We start from the raw sequence: 16,861 nt of genomic DNA, 5'->3' as shown, positions 1-16,861 counted from the left end.
GCGGGCGTCGACGGCGAAGCCTTCGTATCGCGGGCTCTGCTTCGTCCCGTGAAAACGCAAGACAACGACACCGCGGCTGGCTGGCGCCGTGACGTGCACGAAGACGGGCATTGAACGCGCTCATCGATCCACGTGGCGAACGTCAGCGCACTTGGATCGGAAGGATCGTGTTCTGCGGCAGCGACGTGCGCGCCGTGGACTCAGCCCGGCCGGAACGACAGCGTCGCGACGACGCCGCGCTGCGCACCCGGGACCACGCGCACCTGCCACTGGTACAGCGCGCACAGCCGCCGCACGATCGACAGGCCGATGCCGCCGCCCTGCGAGTGCTCGGCGTGGGTGCCGCGATAGCCGCGTTCGAACAGCCGCGCCGCATCCTCGGCGCTGAGCCCGGGTCCGGAATCGGCGACTTCGACCGCGTCCCCGCGCAGACGCACGACGACCTCGCCTTCCTGGGTGTACTTGATCGCATTGCCGACCAGGTTGCCCAGCGCCACGGTCACCGCCGACTCCGGCGCGTCGACGACCAGGCGCTGCTCGCCTTCGAGTCGCAGCGTCAGCGGTTTGCCGCCGAGCTGCGACCGATGGGCATCGAACAGCTGTTCGACGACCTTGCCGACATCGGTCGCGCCGTGACCGCGCTCGTTGCGCGACAGCAGCAACAGCGCGCTGATCAGGTCGGTGCACTGCTGCTCGGCGCGCTGGATGCGCAGCAGCCGGGTGCGGGTCTTGTCGTCGAGCTCGGGGCGCGTCAGCAGCAGTTCGACCGCGCCGCGGATGACCGCGAGCGGCGTGCGCAGTTCGTGGCTGACGTCGGCGTTGAATTCGCGGTCGCGCTGCACGACCTCGGTCAGGCGGAACGCGTAGTCGTCGAGCGCACTGGCGAGCTGCCCGACCTCGTCGTCGGCGAAGTGCGGGGCCAGGGCCTGCGGCGTGGAACTGTCGCCCGAACGGCTGAGCCGGTTGGCCAGTTCCGACACCGGACTCATGACCCGCGATGCGGCCCACCAGCCGACCAGCACCGAGAACAGCGAGACCACCAGCAGCGAGCCGAAGATCGCGCGCTGGAACTGCGCCTCGCCGCGCTCGGTCTGGCTCATGTCGTAGGCGAGGAAGAACCAGGCTTCCGGCGTCTTGCGCACGGCCAGCTTGTAGGCCATCGGATGGCCGAATTCGTCGGTGCCGGTGATGCCGTGGATGCCGTCGGGCAGCGATGCCCATTCGGGCCGGTTGCGCCGCACGGAATCGAAGCGGTCGGGGGTGTAGAAGAACGCGCGGATCTGTTCGAACGGCACCGCCGGCGGGCTGTCCGGATTGCTGAACCAGCGGCCGGCGAACTCGTCGATGTTGCGGTTCATCGCATCCTCGACGAGCGCGTTCTCGACGCGGTTGCGCGCCTCCTGGGTGAGCACCGCGAACAGCGCCGTCAGGCCGAACCCGAGCAGCGCGAACGACAGGATGATGCGACTGCGCAGCCGCCGCCGATAGCGGCGCCGGCTGCGGGTGCGCCCGCCGGCGTGGCCGGCGTCAGGTTGCGACATCGGGAACCGCGATGCGGTAGCCGATACCGTGGCGCGTCTGGATGTACGGCGTGTCGAACGGCTTGTCGACGACGGCGCGCAGGCCGTGGATGTGCACGCGCAGCGAATCGGAGTCCGGCAGTTCCTCGCCCCACACGCGGGTCTCGAGTTCCTGGCGGGTGACGACGGCCGGCGAGGCCTCCATCAACGACTGCAGGATCTTCAGCGCGGTCGGGTTGAGCTGCAGCAGCTTGCCGCCGCGGCGGACTTCCAGCGTGTCGAGGTTGTATTCCACGTCACCCACGTCGAGCACGCGGGTGTGGGTGCCCTTGCCGCGGCGCGACAGCGCGTTGAGCCGCACTTCGACTTCCTGCAGCGCGAACGGCTTGACGAGGTAGTCGTCGGCGCCGGAATCGAAGCCGGCCAGCTTGTTGTCGAGGCTGTCGCGCGCGGTCAGCATCAGCACGGGCGTCTGCTTGCGCGCGTCGTTGCGCAGCTTGCGGCAGACCTCGAGGCCGTCCATGCCGGGCAGGTTGAGGTCGAGCACGATGGCATCGAAATCATGGACCACGGCCAGGTGCAACCCGGTCACGCCGTCCGCGGCGAAATCGACGGTATGGCCGCGGTCTTCGAGGTAGTCCCCGAGATTGGCGGCGATGTCCTGGTTGTCTTCGATGACGAGAATATGCATGGAGTGTCCTGGGAAACGAGCACACCGCCGACACCTGCCTGGTGCGGCGCCGTGCCCAAGATGATGGCACAAGGCGGCATGCTTCCATGCGGGGCGTGGCGGCGGTGCATACAAAAAGACCCAGACGGCTGACCGGCTGGGTCGAAGGAGTACTGCCCCGATTGCCGTCATCCGCTGCGACCCCGGGCGAACCGGGGTGGAGAGAGAGAGTGCGAGCGCATTCCGGTGACGCGAGTCTAGGCAGGCACGCGTCGCAAAACCGGAAAGAAAACGTTCAACTTCCGTTGGAAGCCGGCTTGCGCGCACGTTTCGCGGGTTTGCCAGGGCCAACCTGCGCGGCGATGTGCTCGATGATGCCGCCGGCGATATCCAGGCCGGTTACTGCCTCGATGCCTTCGAGGCCCGGCGACGCGTTGACTTCCAGCACCAGCGGGCCGCGTTCGGCGCGGATGAGGTCGACCCCGGCGATGCCCAGGCCGACGACCTGCGCCGCGCGCACCGCCGCTGCCTGTTCGTCGGGCGTCGCCTCGATCGCCGACGCGGTGCCGCCCCGGTGCAGGTTCGAGCGGAAATCGCCTGCGGGCGCCTGGCGCTGCATCGAGCCGATGACGCGGTCGCCGACGACGAAGCAGCGCAGGTCGGCGCCCTGCGCCTCGGCGATGAATTCCTGCACGAGGAAATTCGCATACAGCCCGCGCAGCGCCTCGACCACGCCACGCGAGGCCGACGGCTTCTCGGTCAGCATCACCCCGGCGCCCTGCATGCCTTCGTTGAGCTTGATCACATGTGGCGTCGGACCGAGCATCGCCAGCAGGTCGTCGGTGTCGTCCGGGTTGTCGCCGAACACCGTCGCCGGCAGGCCGATGCCGTCGGCGGCGAGCAGCTGCTGGCAGCGCAGCTTGTCGCGGGCCCGAGCGAACGCGACCGACGGATTCGGCGCATGGCAGCCCATCAGCTCGAACTGGTGCAGCACCGCGTTGCCGTAGCGCGTGACCGAGGCGGCGAAGCGCGGGATCACCGCGTCGAAGCCGTCGATCGCCTTGCCCTTGTAGCGCATCGAGAACCCGTCATTGCCGATGCGCATGTAGCAGCGCAGCGGATCGAGCACGCGCGCGGTGTGGCCGCGCGCGCGCGCCGCTTCCAGCAGGCGGCGCGTGGAATAGAGCTTGGTGTTGCGGGAGAGGATGGCGATCTTCATGCAGGCGCTCGGGGAGGGAGACGGCGACACCGGCTGCGTCGCCAAGCCGGATACGGAAACGGCGGCATCACCGCGTGGATGATGCCGCCGTCTTCGATTGGAGCGGGTGATGGGAATCGAACCCACGCTAGCAGCTTGGGAAGCTGCAGTTCTACCATTGAACTACACCCGCGCAGGGCCGCAGTCTATGCCGCGGATGCGCGCGTTGGCAACGCCGCGCACGGCGCCGCGAACGCGCGCGCTGGCCTCAGAAACCGCCGCCGATGGTGGCGAAGACCGTCGCGTGGCTGCCGCCCTTCTGGCCGACCGTCAGACTGGTGCCGATGTTCGCATCGAAGCCGAACGTCGTCGTCTGCGCGCCGAGCGTCAGGGTGCCGTAGCTGCGATCGTAGCCGCGCGCCGGCACGGCGTAGGGCAGCGTCGACGGCAGCGACTGGGACTGCGCGAAGGCCTCGGCCGGTGCGTCCTCGAATTCGCGATCGACGGTGGCGCGCACGTAGGGCCGCACGCTGTCGTTGATCGCATAGGCCAGCTGCCAGCCGGCGCTGCCGACGAGCGAGTCGACGTCCTGCGCCGGATACGCGAGCGAGCTCGACAGCGTCGGATCGCTCTCGGCGAAGCCGTCGACCTCGATGCGCTGCGCCACGACCGCGAGCACCGGTCCCTGCTGCAGCGGTCCGTCGCCGAAGGTCCAGCCCGCATTGACGGCGCCGGTGACGTTGCTGCCGTCGGCGGAGCCGCGATGCACGCGCGTGGCCGGGCCGATCCGCACCGTGCGGTCGATGTCGAAATCGAGGCGGCTGTAGCTGAGCTGCGCGTTGACCCATGCGCCGCCATCGGCGCGCCAGCCGACGAAACCGCCGACCGTCGCCTCGCCCTGGTCCCAGCTGCCGCGACGCAGGCCCCAGTCGTTGCCCTGGCGGCCATAGCCGACGAAGCCACCGAACGTGGTGTTGCCCCGGACCCAGTCGACGCCGCCCGTCACCGCTGGGCCGACGCCGTCGTAGGCATCGCCATGGTCGTAGCGCTGGAAGTCGCCGCGCACGTCCGCCCACCAGCGCGTGCCATCGGCGTGGTCGGGCTGGAACAGCAGCCGGTTGGCGACGCGGTCGGCGCGCGCGCGGCCGGTCATCGCCGCCGACTGCGGCAGCGCCGCGATCTGCTGCGGACCGTCGATCATCGAGATCGCCAGGTCGGCGATCAGCGCGTGCGCGCGGCTGGCCGGGTGCACGCCATCGGCGAACAGGTAGGTGTCGGCCGCGGTCGGGTCGACCAGCGAAGCCGGGTTGCAGAACAGCGACGAATCGCCCGCCGGCGCCGGCTGCAGGCCGCAGGCGGCGGAGGTGACATTGGTGAACCCGTAGAGCCCCGGATCGGCGGCGGCTTCCTGCAGGAAGTGGAAGGTGTCGACCGGGATCACCCGCAGGCCCTGCCCGGCGAGGCCGGTGTAGAGCGCGTTGTTGTAGGCCGCGGCGAGCGCGGTCGACTGCGCCATCGCGACCGGGCCGCCGGCACGCGACGATGGGGTCAGGCCGATGTCGGGGATCGACGGCACCATGACGTAGCGTGCGCCCGCGCCCTGCAGCGCCCCCACGATGCCGACCTGGGTCGTCACCGCCGCGCCGATGATCTGCTGCGCCTGCGCCGGATTGGCCGCGACGGCGAACAGATCGTTCGCCCCGCCCCAGACCGTGTACAGCGCATCGGCGTCGGCGCGACCGCCGTTGGCCGCGAGATAGCGGCCGGCCTGGGTCGCCAGCGACGGCGTGGCACCCAGCGGGCCCACGACGTCCACGCCCACGCGCGCACCGCCGACGGCGTAGTTGTCGCCGGACTGGCCGTTGCCGTTCGGCCTGGCCTCGGTGCCATAGCGGTCGGCGACGTGTTCGGCCCAGACCAGGCCGGGATTGGTGGTGAAGCGGCCGAGGATCGCGCCCTGCGGGCCGATGGTCTGCACGATGACGGGGCGGAAGTAGCCCGAGTCGGTCAGGCTGTCGCCGAAGAACACGGTCTTCGAGAACGGTTGGTCGGCAAGGACGGGGGACGCGGCGAGCGCAAGCGCGGTCGCGAGGGCGGCACGGACGGGCCAGGACGACATCGTGGGGATTCTCCGGAAGTGGGGTGCGCGGCAATCCGCCGGCGGGCATGGAGGCCACGTACGGCGGCGCATGGCCGCGCATCCTTCCACAGCGCTCCGCACGACTCACGCCGCACTGCGACAAAGCGGGCCGTGCGATCGGCGCGGCGGACGGCGACAATGCACGCATGGACATCCTGCTCAATGGCGATGCGCTGTCGCTCGACGACACCGCCCCCACCCTCCTCGCCCTGCTGCAGCAGCAGGGCCTCGCCGACCGCCGCGTGGCGGTCGAGATCAACGGCGAGATCGTGCCGCGCGGCCGGCATGCGGAGCACCGCCTGCACGACGGCGACCGGGTCGAGATCGTGCACGCGCTGGGCGGCGGCTAGACCCGCTTCCGTCGGCGATGCGGGCGCCCGGCCCGCTACAGGCGATGCCAGCCCAGGCCGTCGCCGCGGCGCCAGAACACGCCGCGGGCCTGGCCGTAGATCGATGCGGCCGGCACGAAACCGAAGAAGCGGCCGTCGAAACTCGCACCGCGATGGTCGCCGAGCACCAGCACCTGGCCGGGCGGCACCCGCACGCCGGCGATGTCCGGCCCGCCGCCCGCGCCGAGGTCGAGCGTCGCCCGGCGCGCGCCGAAGGTTTCCACGTCCGCCTGCGCGTCGGAAGCCAGCGGCCGGCCGTCGATCGACAGGCGGCCGTCGACCAGATCCACCCGGTCGCCGGCGATCGCGACCACGCGCTTGATCAGCCGCGTGCCGTCGGCGGGCGACCGGAGCACGACGACATCGCCGCGCGCCGGCGTGTCGCCCGGCACCACGGCCAGATCCGTGAACGGCAGCCGCAATCCGTAGGCGCGCATGTCGACGACCACCCGGTCGCCGGGCGCCAGCGTCGGTTCCATCGAGCCGCTGGGCACGTAGTAGTGGTTGGCCAGCGACGAGCGCGCCACCAGCAGCAGGGCCAGCATCACCAGCAGCGGCACGCCCTCGCTGCGGAACCAGCGTCGAAGGCGGCGGGACCGCGCCGGCTCGGCCTCGGGAACGGGGAATGACGTGGCGGGCATCGGGGTGGCCTTGAAACGGAAGACTCGGTACGACACCGCGGCAGCGCCGCGGGTTCCCGGTCAGCGCGACGCGCGCAGCGCCTGCTGCTCGACGATGGTCAGGGCGACGTTGTTGCGCAGGTAGGCCGGCTCGATCCGGTCGGCCGCGACCGCCTCGCCGCGCGCGAACGCGGCGGCGGCCAGCCGCGCGAGATCGCCCGCGCGCGGCAGCGCGTCCCCATCCACGCTCGCCAGCCGCGGCGCGAGCCGTGTGGCCAGGGCGTGTTCGCCGGCCGCGAAGCCGGTCCCGACGCCGTGCCACGCGCCTGCAGGCGCACCGGGCAGCACGACCGCATCCTGCGGGCCGACGCGCTCCGCATCGAGCCGCCGCGGGCCGTCCGCGTCCAGGGTGTAGGCGGCGCTGTAGACCTCGCCCATGCGCGCGTCGATCGCGGCGAGCACGTGGCCGCCGGGTCCGGCCGCGTCGCCCGCACGCGCCGCCAGCACGGCCAGCGTCGACAGCGCGACCACGGGCCGGTCCAGCGCCAGCGCGATGCCCTGCACCAGCGCGATCGCCAGCCGCACGCCGGTGAAGGCGCCGGGCCCGCGCCCGACCGCGATCGCATCGAGCTGCGCGCGCGCGATGCCCGCCTCGGCCAGCAGCTGTTCCGCCCAGGGCAGTGCGAGTTCGGCGTGGCGCCGCGGCGCGATCTCGAACCGCTCGAGCAGCCGGCCGTCGTCCCAGACGGCGACGGAACAGGCTTCGGTGGCGGTTTCGAAGGCGAGCAGTTTCATGGAATGCGATCGGCAGTGAGGAGGAGGCAGCGGGACGCAGCAGACCACGCGCGCGCCGCGCTGTCATCCCGCGTCGGCGGCCGCGGCGCCGGTGTCGGTCGCAGCGCCGGCGAAGAACGCGCGCACATCGGCGACATCGCGGGTCAGCGGCAGCGGCGGCAGCGAATCCAGGAACCGGCGCCCGTAGCTGCGCCCGACCAGGCGCGGATCACACAGCACCAGCACGCCGCGATCGCCCTCGGTGCGGATCAGGCGGCCCACGCCCTGCTTCAGCGCGATCACGGCCTGCGGCAGCTGTTCGTCGCGGAACGGCTGCCCGCCGGCGCGGCGGATCGCATCCAGGCGCGCCTCGAAGACCGGATCGTCGGGCGCGGCGAACGGCAGCTTGTCGATGACGACCACGCTGAGCGCATCGCCGGCGACGTCGACGCCCTCGCGGAAACTCGCCGCGCCCAGCAGCACGCCGTTGCCGGAATCGCGGAACCGCTGCAGCAGCACGTGGCGCGGCGCCTCGCCCTGCACGAACAGCGGCCACGGACACGCGTCGCCGGCGGCGCGCAGCAGCACCGCCGCTTCGCGCAGTGCGCGGTGCGAGGCGAACAGCACGAAGGCGCGTCCGCCGGACGCCTCGAGCACCGGCCGGATGGCGGTGACGATGGCCGCGGTGTAATCCTGCGCTGCCGGCTGCGGTAGGCCCGGTGGCAGGTAGCACAGCGCCTGTCGCGGCCAGTCGAACGGACTCGGCGACAGCAGCGTCTGCGGTGCATCGAGGCCGAGCCGTCCGGCGATATGGTCGAAATGCCCGTCGACCGCCAGCGTCGCCGAGGTGAAGATCCACGCGGCGCGCGACTGCTCGCGATGCGCCCGCAGCGGGCCCGAAACATCCAGCGGCGTGCGCTGCAGGCGGAAGCCGCGCGGCGTCAGCTCGTACCACAGCACGCTGTCGTCGCCGCGCACCGGCACCTTCGGCACGGGCGCATCGGTCGCCACCAGCGCGTCGGGATCGGGATCGACGTGCGGGGTCGGGTCCGCGCCGCTCCCGGCGTCCGATTCGAACAGCGCTTCCGAACTCCAGGCGCCGTCGTTCCAGCGTCGCAGGCGGGCGAGGAATTCGTTGGCGCGGGCATGGCAGCTGTCGAGGCCGGGATGCGCTTCGCGCAGCGGCGCCAGTGCGTCGCGCAACTGCACCAGCACGTCGTCGAGCGTGCGCAGCGCATCGTCGACCGCGGGGTCGTACAGCGCGCGGTAGCGCGTGCCGCGCGGCGGCAAACCGTCCATCGCCGCGCGCAACGCGCGGGTGGCCAGATCGAGTTCGTGCGCGGGCGCCTGCAGCACCGGCAGCGCGGCAGGCACCTCGCGGCATTCGGCGACCGCGTCGCGCGCGAGTTCCACCAGCGGACGCGCACTGAGGCCTTCGCCGAAGAACTGCGCGGCGAGTTCCGGCAGCTGGTGCGCCTCGTCGACGACGAAGGCCTGCGCGCCGGGCAGGATCTCGCCGAAGCCTTCCTGCTTCAGCGCCAGGTCGGCCAGCAGCAGGTGATGGTTGACGACGACGATGTCCGCCGACTGCGCGCGCTGGCGCGCCTGCACCAGGAAGCAGTCGCTCCAGAACGGGCACTCGTTGCCGAGGCAGTTGTCGACCGTCGACGTGACCAGCGGCAGCAGCGGCGAGTCGTCGGTCAGCCCCTCGACCTCGGCCATGTCGCCCATGCGGGTGCGGCCGCCCCAGGCGACGATGCGCTGGAAGAGCGCCAGCTGTTCGCGCGTGGCCATGCGCGGCTCGCCTTTGGCCTGCTCCAGCCGGTACAGGCACAGATAGTTCGAGCGGCCCTTCAGCAGTGCCGTGCGCAGGCCGGTGCCCAGCGCATCGCGCACCCGGGGCAGGTCGCGGTGGTAGAGCTGGTCCTGCAGCGCGCGCGTGCCGGTCGACACGATGGTCTTCAGTCCCGACAGCAGCGCCGGCACCAGATAGGCGAAGGTCTTGCCGGTGCCCGTGCCGGCCTCGGCCAGCAGGGTGCCGCGCTGGTCGAAGGCATCGGCGACCGCCATCGCCAGCGTCTGCTGCGCCGCGCGGGGCCGGAACGCGGGAATGCACTCGGCCAGCAGGCCGCCGTCGGCCAGTGCCGTGGCGCTGCGCGCGGCCAGCCTGTCGTCGCGCGCCTCCATGCCGGTCGGGTGCGCCGGCGCGATCAGTAGCGCTCGGGGCCGGCGACCCGGCAGCCGTCGATCTGGACGCGCGCCTGGCCGGCACCGGCGACATCGCCCTGCGCCAGCCGTACCTGCTCCAGCGTCGCCCAGTGGCGGCGGCACAGCGGGCCGACCTGCGCACCGATCGCGTAGGCGCGCTCGGCGAGGGTGCCCGCCGCGGCGAAATCGCGCTGCAGGATCGCGAGTTCGGCGCGCTCCTGCAGCAGGGCCGGGTCGTCGGCGACGATGCCGATCGCCTGGTCGAGCGCGGCCACCGCGGCCGGCACGTCGCCCTGCGCCTCGAACGTGACCGCCTGTTCGCGCAGGTCGTCGATCATCGTGTCGCGCAGCGGCTGCACGGCGAGCTCGCCGTCGCCGTCGCCGGCCGCGGCGCGGATCGTCGCCACCATCTCCTGCGGTGTCGCGGTCGTCGCGGGCGCGGCCGTTTCGGTCACCGGCGCCGGGCTCGCGCAGGCCGCCAGCACCAGCACGGACAGGCAGCAGGCGGCGCGGAAGGCGGTCGTGGTCGATGTCATGGGAATTCCTGTGCGGGCGGCGGCGGGGTCGGCGGAGGCGCGGGGGGTGGTTCGGCGTCGGGCGGCGGCGCCTCGGCGTCATCGCGACCGAAGCCGAACCACTCGCGCCAGCCGCGGCGCTCGGCTTCGACCGGTGCGCCGGTCGCATCGACCAGATTGCCGTCGGCGTCGACGAAGGTGTCCGGCGTCGGCCCGTGACAGGTCTGGTAGGGCGGTGCGAAGCCGGCGGCGAAGGCGAACCGTTGCGCGCCCGGACAGTCGGCATCGACGGTGTTCGACTGCGCGACCCACTGCCATTCGAGGCCATCGCTGCCGACATCCAGCGGTGCGCTCGGCAGACGCGAGAACAGGCCGGACCAGACGCGCATCGCGCCGGTCGCGCCGTAGAGGCCGGTCTGTTCGTTCTGGTCGTTGCCGACCCAGACGACGGCGAGATGGTCGCCGGTCCAGCCGGCGAACCAGCTGTCGCGGCCGTCGTTGCTGGTGCCGGTCTTGCCCGCGGCCTGCAAGCGGCCGAGCCCGTCGTTGACCAGCTGGCGTCCGGTGCCGGACGTCACCGCGTGCTGCAGCGCGATCGTCACCACGCGCGCGGCCAGCGCATCGCTGGCGTTGGCCGGCTTGGGCTCGTTGTCGTAGCGGTTGACCACCCGGCCCTGCGCATCGAGCACGCCGCGCACCGCGTGCAGCGGCTGGATCTCGCCGCCCGACGCGAGGAACTGGTACAGCTGCGCCATCGCGTACGGGGTCTGGTCCATCGCGCCGAGGATCAGCGCCGGATTCGGCTCGGCGCGGATGCCGGCGAGGATGTGCACCAGATCGACCAGCGCGCGCGGCCCCACGTCCATGCCGATGCGCACCGTGGCCTGGTTGTAGGACCGCGCCAGCGCATCGATCATCCGCACCGTACCGTGGCTGCGTCCGTCGGAATTGCCGGGATTCCAGCGCTGGCCGTTCTCGAGCGTCATGTCGACCGGCGAATCGTCGACCCAGCTCGCCAGCGAATACCGCGCCGGATTGCCGAGCGCGATCAGGTAGACGAAGGGCTTGAGCAGCGAGCCCACCGGGCGGTGCGCTTCGATCGCGCGGTTGAAGCCGTGTTCGACCGGATTGCGGCTGCCGATCGCGGCGATCACGTCGCCGCCGTGCACGTCGGTCACGACCATGCCGGTCTGCAGCGGGGGCCGCTTGCCCGTGGTCAGCGCCTCCATCGTGCGGGTGACGGCGCCCTCGGCATAGGCCTGCGCCGACGGCGACATCGCGCTCATCACGGTCAGCCCGGCGCCCTGCAGGGCATCGGCCGGATAGTCGCGCGCCAGCTGCCGGCGGACCAGGTCGACATAGGCGGGAAACCGGTTCGCGGCGATGCTGCCGGGCGTATCGGTCACGCCCAGCGGCGCCGCGACGGCGCGGTCGTGCGCGGCCTGGTCGATCAGACCGGTCTGCAGCATGTTCGCGAGCACGAAGTCGCGGCGCGCTTTCGCACGCTCGGGCTGGCGGCGCGGATCGTAGTACGAGGGGCCGCGGATGATGCCGACCAGCAGCGCGACCTGCTCGGTCTCCAGGTCGTCGAGGCGACGCCCGAACCAGAATTCCGCGCCGGCCGCGACACCGTGGATCGCCTGCGCGCCGCGCTGGCCCAGATACACCTGGTTGAGATAGGCCTCGAGGATCGGCGCCTTCTCGTAGCGCGCCTCGATCAGCAGCGCATAGAGGATCTCGTTGAACTTGCGGGTGTAGGTCTGCTCGCGGCCGATGCCGAGCAGGCCGCTGCGCGCGAGCTGCTGGGTCAGCGTGCTCGCGCCCTGCTTCGCCTCGCCGGCGCGCATGTTGACGAACGCCGCGCGCAGCATGCCGCTCAGATCGATGCCGTGGTGATGGGCGAAGTCGCGATCCTCGACCGCCTGCAGCGTATCGGTCAGCAGCTGGGGCACGTCCTGCACGCGCACCAGGCGACGTTCTTCCTGCTGCTGCCCGTAAAGGGTCGCGATGCGAGCGGGATCCATGCGCGCGCTGGGCAGCGCTGCGTCCGCAGCCGCATCGCGCAGGCGCGACACGCGACCGTTGGACAGCGACAGCGTCACGCGACCGGGCGCGACCTCGCCGTCGACATCGCGGAAGCCGCGGCTCGCGATCGTCCAGCGCCCGCCGTCGTTCGTATAGGTGCCCGGGCGCGCGCCATCACCCTCGCGATAGCCCGCGGCGTCGAGCTCGGTCTTGAGCGTGCGCGCATCCATCGCCACGCCCGGCGCGAGCTGCAAAGGCCGCGCGTAGACCCGCGTCGGCACCTGCCACTGCAGCGCACCGAAGCGTTCGCTGACCTGACTGTTCAGATACAGCGTGTACGGAATCAGGAAGCCGAGACCGAGGCCGACCAGTGCCAGTCCCCAGGTCACGACCCGCCGGCGCCAGCCCCGCGCAGCGGCGTCGCCGCGATCGTCGATGTCGTCGTCTTCGTAGTCGATGCGGGCCATCACACCTGTCGCCAGTCGCCCGTCGCGGGGTGCGATAATAGGCAGCGGCGCGAGTCTAGCGCAGCGCGACGTGCGCGCTTCCGGCGCGGGTCGATTTTCATTCAGCCTCGTGGATTCCTCTTGCTGCTTTCTCCCGTGTTCGCGATCCGCCGGCTGTCCGCCCGGTTGCACCGCCTGCGTGTCTCGCTCGCGACGCGTGGGTGGCGCGGCATGTGGCTGCGATTACGACAGAAGCCGCTGCCTGCGCCGCCCGAGGTCGGTGTGCTGCAGTCGACGACGATGGCCTCATCGCCGGCCGAGCGGCCGATCGATCCCAGCCGCGGGCACGTCCTGCTCATCGATGCCAGCACGCCACGTCCCGATCACGATTCGGGCTCGATGCGCGCGGTGAAGCTGATGGCGCTGCTGCTCGACACCGGATACGCGGTCGACTTCCTCCCGGATGACCGCCGCGGCCCGTCGCGCTACACCCGGGACCTCGTGAATCTCGGCGTGACCGTGCATTTCGGTGCCGCGGTCGGATCGTATCCGGCCTGGCTGGCCCGGAACGGCGCGCGCTACGACGCCGTCATCGTCAGCCGCTATCACCTCGCGGAAGCCCTGTTTCCGTTGCTGCGCCGACTCGCGCCGCAGGCCATCAAGATCCTCGACACGGTCGACCTGCATCATGTGCGGGAAGAACGGGAGGCGTCGCACCGGCGAGACCGCCGCCTCGCACGCCTCGCACGCGGCACGCGCCGACGCGAGTTGCGGGCGATTTCCCGGTCGGATGCGACCTGGGTGGTCAGTCCCGCCGAGGTCGCCCTGTTGCAGGAAGCAGGGGTCGGGGTTCCGGTCCACGTCGTTCCGAACCTGCACGAGGTCGCCGGCACGATCGCACCGCTCCCGCCCCGTTCGGGCTTGCTGTTCGTTGGAGGCGCTGCGCATCCGCCGAATGTCGATGCCGTCGTCTGGCTCGTGACCACATTGTTCCCCGCGGTGCGCCGGCAGAGGCCCGATTGCCGGCTGCACCTCGTCGGCGACGGGCTCGAGCGCGTGGTGGCGGGGCTGCCCGATGCGGGCGTGATCACGCATGGGCATGTCCCCGATCTCGCTCCGCTGCTCGACACATGCCGCATCGGACTGGCGCCGTTGCGCTTCGGCGCGGGCGTCAAGGGCAAGGTGAATCTCTGCATGGCGGCAGGGCTACCGGTCGTCCTGACATCCTGCGCGGCCGAAGGCATGCACCTCGTCGATGGCGAGGACGCGCTGCTGGCCGACACGGACGCCGCGTTCGTCGATCACATCGTCCGGCTGTCCCACGATGACACCCTCTGGTGGTCTCTGGCGCACGCAGGCCAGGACAATGTCAGACGCCACTTCTCGCTCGATGCGGCCCGTCCGGCCCTCGCGGCCTCGCTCGGCTTCCCTGGTGCCTGATGCGCATCCTCCTGATCGCCTACGAATTCCCACCCAGCCCCTCGCCGCAGTCTCTGCGCTGGACCTACCTGAGCCGGGAACTCGCCCTGCTCGGCCACGAAGTCCACGTGTTCACCGCAGACCTCGGCGGCGAAACGCCCGGGCTGCCGGCGGTACCCGACACCATCCACGTGCACAGGACGTTCCCGGGTCCGGTGCGCGGCATGCTGTCGGCATTGCGCAAGCGACGCCAGCGCACGCGCGCTGGCAACCCGCCGAACGCCGGCAGCGAAGTGGATCCACGTCTCTTTGCGCCTATTCGTCCGCCGCGCAATCTCAAACAACGTTTGTCGGAAGTCGTCCAGGCCGCCGCCCAGCGCATCTACTTTCCGGACATACGAGGAGAATGGCGCGCCTGGGCCGTACCTGGCCTGAGAAAAACGCTTGCCGCTGTGGGTCCCGACGTGGTGATCAGTTCCCACGAACCTGCGATTACCATCGAGCTCGCATTGATGGCCAAGCGAGCCGGCTATCGATGGATTGCCGATCTTGGCGACCCGGTGCTGGCGAGCTACACGCCGTCGCAATGGCAGGCTCGTTCCGAGCGCGTCGAGCGCGCCATGTGCCGGGAAGCGGATCTGATCAGCGTCACGACGGATGCGACGCTCGATCTGCTGCGGCGACGCCATGCACGCAATGGCCCGATGCTGGTCCTGCCCCAGGGATTCGATGACCGGCGCGACCGGCAACCCGACGCGCCGGCGCTGTTCGAGCCCCATCGTCTGGAGCTGTTCTACAGCGGCAGCTTCTATCAGTTCCGGCGTCCGGACGCGCTGCTCGCCGCGCTGCACGCGCACCCTGCGCTGCGCCTGAACATCGCCTCGGTCACCGTGCCTGAAGCAGTGCTGGAAGCCGCGGCGCGCCATCCGGATCGTATCCGCCTGCTGGGATTCCTGCCGCACACCAGCGTCCTCGCCCTGCAGCGCTCGGCGGACGTGCTCGTCAACATCGCCAACGACGATGCCACGCAGATCCCGGGCAAGGTCAACGAATATCTCGGCGCGCGTCGCCCGATCCTCAATCTCGGCGCAGGCCGCGATCCCGCGTCGACGATGATCGAATCGCTGCGGCGCGGCTACAACTGCGCGAACGACAGCGACGCGATCGCGACCCTGCTGGCGCGCCTGGCCGATGCGAAGCAGGCCGCGCGGCTGGGCGACGGTCTCGATCTGTCCCTCGAACCGATCCAGCACGTGTCCTGGCGCGAACTCGCAGCACGCCTGGACTCGGCGCTCTGGAACATCGTCACGCCCGTCTGAGCGCCGATGGCTGCGGTCAGGGGCCGCCCGCCGCGCGCAGGCGCCGCTCCAGCTCGTCGTGGCCGCTGACGCTGCCGTCGAGTGCGCGCGCCGATTCCAGCGCGGCCCGGGCGCCGGCGAAATTGTCGGCGCCGAGGCGCTCGTCGCCGATCGCCAGCCAGCGCTGCGCCAGCCGGCGGCGCGCCTCACGCAGGGCGGCATCGCCATCGCCGAGCAATGCGCGTGCATCGAGGCAGGCGCCTGCGCGGGCCAGGTTGTTCGCGCGCAGCCCGGTATCGAAGCATTGCCGCGCCGCCGGCAGCAGGCGCGCCGACGCGCGTGTGACCGCGGCATCGTCGGGCGCGATCAGTCGCGCGGCGCGGAGCTTGTCGAAGGCGCTGTCGCCGGGCGGCGTCAGCAGATCGCCGCGGGTCTCGGCGTCAGCGGCCTGCTGCAGCAGCGCCGTGACGCGGCGGCGTCGCTCGGCGGCAGGCAGCCGCGGCGTCAGCTGCGCATAGCGGCCGCGCGATTGGGCGACGGCGTCGCGCGCGCGGCGCACCGCATCGCTGTCCGGGGCGAACGCCTCGCCTTCGGCCAGTGCGGCGTCGGCGCCGGCGAAATCGAAATCGCGCGCCAGCCGCTCGGCGCGACGCGCCTGGAAGGCAGCGGCATCGTCGAGCCCGCGCGCCGCGCCGGCGTCGTCCGCGTCGAAGGCGAGCAGCGCCCGCCAGTCGGCGACGGCACCGGCCACCTCGCCGCGCGCGAGCTGCGCGTCGGCGCGTCGGCGCAGGACGTCGAGTTCCTCCGTCAACCGCGCCTCGGTGTCCGGCAGATCGACATGGCCCGGATCGTAGCCGCGGACGATGGCGATCCGGTCGGCCGCCTCGCGCAGGCCGCCGCCGCGCAGGCCGGCGCGCGCCTGGTCGAGCAGCATGCCGAGCGCGTCCTCGCGCCCCCGCAGCGCGTCGCCGTTGCCGGGCTGCAACGCGAGGATCCGCCGGTACAGCGGCAGCGCCGCGTCCTCGTCACCATCGAGCCTGCCTGCGGCTTGCGCCTGTTGCGCGCGCGCCAGCATGACCGGCAGTTCCGCGTCGCCGGCTTCGCGCGCGCGCAAGGCATCCGCGACCGCGTCGGTGTCCCGGCGCGGCGCCTGCAGCTCGCGGGCGAGCCGCAGCGCAGCGTGCGCGTCGTCGAATCGGCCGGCATCGACCGCCCCGCGCGCCTGCGCCACGGCCGCATCGGCGACCTGCGCGAGGCCGACCTGCGGCCGGACATCATCGGGATCGAGCGCCAGCGCCGCTTCGTAGAACTGTCGCGCGCCGGTGCCGTCGTCGTCGCTGAGATGTCCGGCCGACAAGGCCACGGCGCCCCGCCCCAGCAGTTCCTGGGTCCGGGTTTCGGGCCAGATCCGGTCGACGACGAACAGGCGTACGACGAGCACCAGGGCGACAACGATCACCGCCGCCGCCAGCGCGAACCAGCGCCAGTGCAGCGATGGACGATCGGTTCCGGGAGGCGCACGCGGGTCGCGACGGCGCGCCATCGGCGCATGCACGGGCGCCGCAGCGCGGCCGCCGGGGCCGTGCGTGTGCTCGCCTGCGCTGGTCGGAGGGTCGTCCCGGTTCACGGGGGCGAGTAT

General features: G+C 71.6%; 13 protein-coding genes and 1 tRNA gene. 3 read left to right on the top strand and 11 right to left on the bottom strand.

The window, feature by feature from the left end; translation table 11 throughout:
- Window positions 1-200: 200 nt before the first annotated feature.
- The 5 genes from CJ022_RS01130 to CJ022_RS01110 all read right to left on the bottom strand — a co-directional run bounded on the left by CJ022_RS01130 (window position 201) and on the right by CJ022_RS01110 (window position 5,507).
- Window positions 201-1,541 (bottom strand): sensor histidine kinase, encoded by a 1,341-nt coding sequence (locus tag CJ022_RS01130; RefSeq protein ID WP_101924869.1) that lies wholly within the window; start codon window positions 1,539-1,541, stop codon window positions 201-203.
- A complete protein-coding gene (locus CJ022_RS01125) occupies window positions 1,528-2,211 on the bottom strand; it encodes a response regulator transcription factor (protein ID WP_101924868.1) in 684 nt (227 codons plus the stop codon). Before CJ022_RS01125 ends, CJ022_RS01130 begins: the two co-directional genes overlap by 14 nt.
- A 274-nt stretch (window positions 2,212-2,485) precedes the next feature.
- Window positions 2,486-3,409, bottom strand: coding sequence for a 30S ribosomal protein S6--L-glutamate ligase (rimK, locus tag CJ022_RS01120; RefSeq protein ID WP_101924867.1), 924 nt, complete (start codon window positions 3,407-3,409; stop codon window positions 2,486-2,488).
- A 98-nt stretch (window positions 3,410-3,507) separates the two neighbouring features.
- Window positions 3,508-3,581, bottom strand: a tRNA-Gly gene (locus tag CJ022_RS01115).
- A 75-nt stretch (window positions 3,582-3,656) separates the two neighbouring features.
- Window positions 3,657-5,507 (bottom strand): autotransporter domain-containing protein, encoded by a 1,851-nt coding sequence (locus tag CJ022_RS01110; RefSeq protein ID WP_101924866.1) that lies wholly within the window; start codon window positions 5,505-5,507, stop codon window positions 3,657-3,659.
- Between the two features lie 167 nt (window positions 5,508-5,674).
- Here CJ022_RS01110 and thiS point away from each other — a divergent pair, with 167 nt between their 5' ends.
- Window positions 5,675-5,878: a sulfur carrier protein ThiS gene (gene thiS / locus CJ022_RS01105; RefSeq protein WP_101924950.1), complete on the top strand. Its 204-nt coding sequence runs from the start codon at window positions 5,675-5,677 to the stop codon at window positions 5,876-5,878.
- Between the two features lie 35 nt (window positions 5,879-5,913).
- Here the strand turns inward: thiS and lepB are convergent, their stop codons facing one another.
- From lepB to mrcB, 5 genes are all read right to left on the bottom strand, one after another.
- Window positions 5,914-6,558, bottom strand: coding sequence for a signal peptidase I (lepB, locus tag CJ022_RS01100; protein ID WP_101924865.1), 645 nt, complete (start codon window positions 6,556-6,558; stop codon window positions 5,914-5,916).
- 60 nt (window positions 6,559-6,618) lie between these two features.
- A complete protein-coding gene (gene tsaB / locus CJ022_RS01095) occupies window positions 6,619-7,332 on the bottom strand; it encodes a tRNA (adenosine(37)-N6)-threonylcarbamoyltransferase complex dimerization subunit type 1 TsaB (RefSeq protein WP_101924864.1) in 714 nt (237 codons plus the stop codon).
- 63 nt (window positions 7,333-7,395) lie between these two features.
- Window positions 7,396-9,498, bottom strand: coding sequence for an ATP-dependent DNA helicase (locus CJ022_RS01090; protein WP_101924863.1), 2,103 nt, complete (start codon window positions 9,496-9,498; stop codon window positions 7,396-7,398).
- 23 nt (window positions 9,499-9,521) lie between these two features.
- Window positions 9,522-10,055, bottom strand: a complete 534-nt coding sequence (locus CJ022_RS01085; RefSeq protein WP_101924862.1) for a tetratricopeptide repeat protein — start codon at window positions 10,053-10,055, stop codon at window positions 9,522-9,524.
- The gene (gene mrcB, locus CJ022_RS01080; protein ID WP_101924861.1) at window positions 10,052-12,526 is read right to left on the bottom strand and encodes a penicillin-binding protein 1B; all 2,475 of its coding nucleotides are present in this window, start codon (window positions 12,524-12,526) and stop codon (window positions 10,052-10,054) included. Before mrcB ends, CJ022_RS01085 begins: the two co-directional genes overlap by 4 nt.
- 120 nt (window positions 12,527-12,646) lie before the next feature.
- On the opposite strand from mrcB, the gene CJ022_RS01075 reads away from it, so the two are divergent.
- Together CJ022_RS01075 and CJ022_RS01070 are read left to right on the top strand one after the other, a co-directional pair.
- Window positions 12,647-13,945 (top strand): glycosyltransferase, encoded by a 1,299-nt coding sequence (locus CJ022_RS01075; protein ID WP_143703849.1) that lies wholly within the window; start codon window positions 12,647-12,649, stop codon window positions 13,943-13,945.
- Window positions 13,945-15,243 carry a glycosyltransferase gene (locus tag CJ022_RS01070; protein WP_101924859.1) on the top strand — a complete coding sequence of 433 codons (1,299 nt, stop codon included), beginning with the start codon at window positions 13,945-13,947 and terminating at the stop codon, window positions 15,241-15,243. The genes CJ022_RS01075 and CJ022_RS01070 overlap by 1 nt, the downstream gene beginning before the upstream one ends.
- Window positions 15,244-15,259: 16 nt before the next feature.
- Here CJ022_RS01070 and CJ022_RS01065 read toward each other — a convergent pair whose 3' ends face one another.
- Window positions 15,260-16,681 carry a hypothetical protein gene (locus tag CJ022_RS01065; protein ID WP_158238325.1) on the bottom strand — a complete coding sequence of 474 codons (1,422 nt, stop codon included), beginning with the start codon at window positions 16,679-16,681 and terminating at the stop codon, window positions 15,260-15,262.
- Window positions 16,682-16,861: the final 180 nt, after the last annotated feature.

Origin of the sequence: Luteimonas rhizosphaerae, from assembly GCF_002849595.1 — a bacterium.
In the GTDB taxonomy this organism is placed as follows: domain Bacteria; phylum Pseudomonadota; class Gammaproteobacteria; order Xanthomonadales; family Xanthomonadaceae; genus Luteimonas; species Luteimonas cellulosilyticus.
This window is presented reverse-complemented; position numbering and strand designations above follow the sequence as displayed.

Bases quoted from the DNA above. Each gene is read 5' to 3' on its own strand.
- CJ022_RS01130 (WP_101924869.1), bottom strand. From the start codon at position 1,541: ATGTCGCAACCTGACGCCGGCCACGCCGGCGGGCGCACCCGCAGCCGG.
- lepB (WP_101924865.1), bottom strand. From the start codon at position 6,558: ATGCCCGCCACGTCATTCCCCGTTCCCGAGGCCGAGCCGGCGCGGTCC.
- tsaB (WP_101924864.1), bottom strand. From the start codon at position 7,332: ATGAAACTGCTCGCCTTCGAAACCGCCACCGAAGCCTGTTCCGTCGCC.
- CJ022_RS01070 (WP_101924859.1), top strand. From the start codon at position 13,945: ATGCGCATCCTCCTGATCGCCTACGAATTCCCACCCAGCCCCTCGCCG.
- mrcB (WP_101924861.1), bottom strand. From the start codon at position 12,526: ATGGCCCGCATCGACTACGAAGACGACGACATCGACGATCGCGGCGAC.
- rimK (WP_101924867.1), bottom strand. From the start codon at position 3,409: ATGAAGATCGCCATCCTCTCCCGCAACACCAAGCTCTATTCCACGCGC.
- CJ022_RS01090 (WP_101924863.1), bottom strand. From the start codon at position 9,498: ATGGAGGCGCGCGACGACAGGCTGGCCGCGCGCAGCGCCACGGCACTG.
- CJ022_RS01110 (WP_101924866.1), bottom strand. From the start codon at position 5,507: ATGTCGTCCTGGCCCGTCCGTGCCGCCCTCGCGACCGCGCTTGCGCTC.
- thiS (WP_101924950.1), top strand. From the start codon at position 5,675: ATGGACATCCTGCTCAATGGCGATGCGCTGTCGCTCGACGACACCGCC.
- CJ022_RS01085 (WP_101924862.1), bottom strand. From the start codon at position 10,055: ATGACATCGACCACGACCGCCTTCCGCGCCGCCTGCTGCCTGTCCGTG.
- CJ022_RS01125 (WP_101924868.1), bottom strand. From the start codon at position 2,211: ATGCATATTCTCGTCATCGAAGACAACCAGGACATCGCCGCCAATCTC.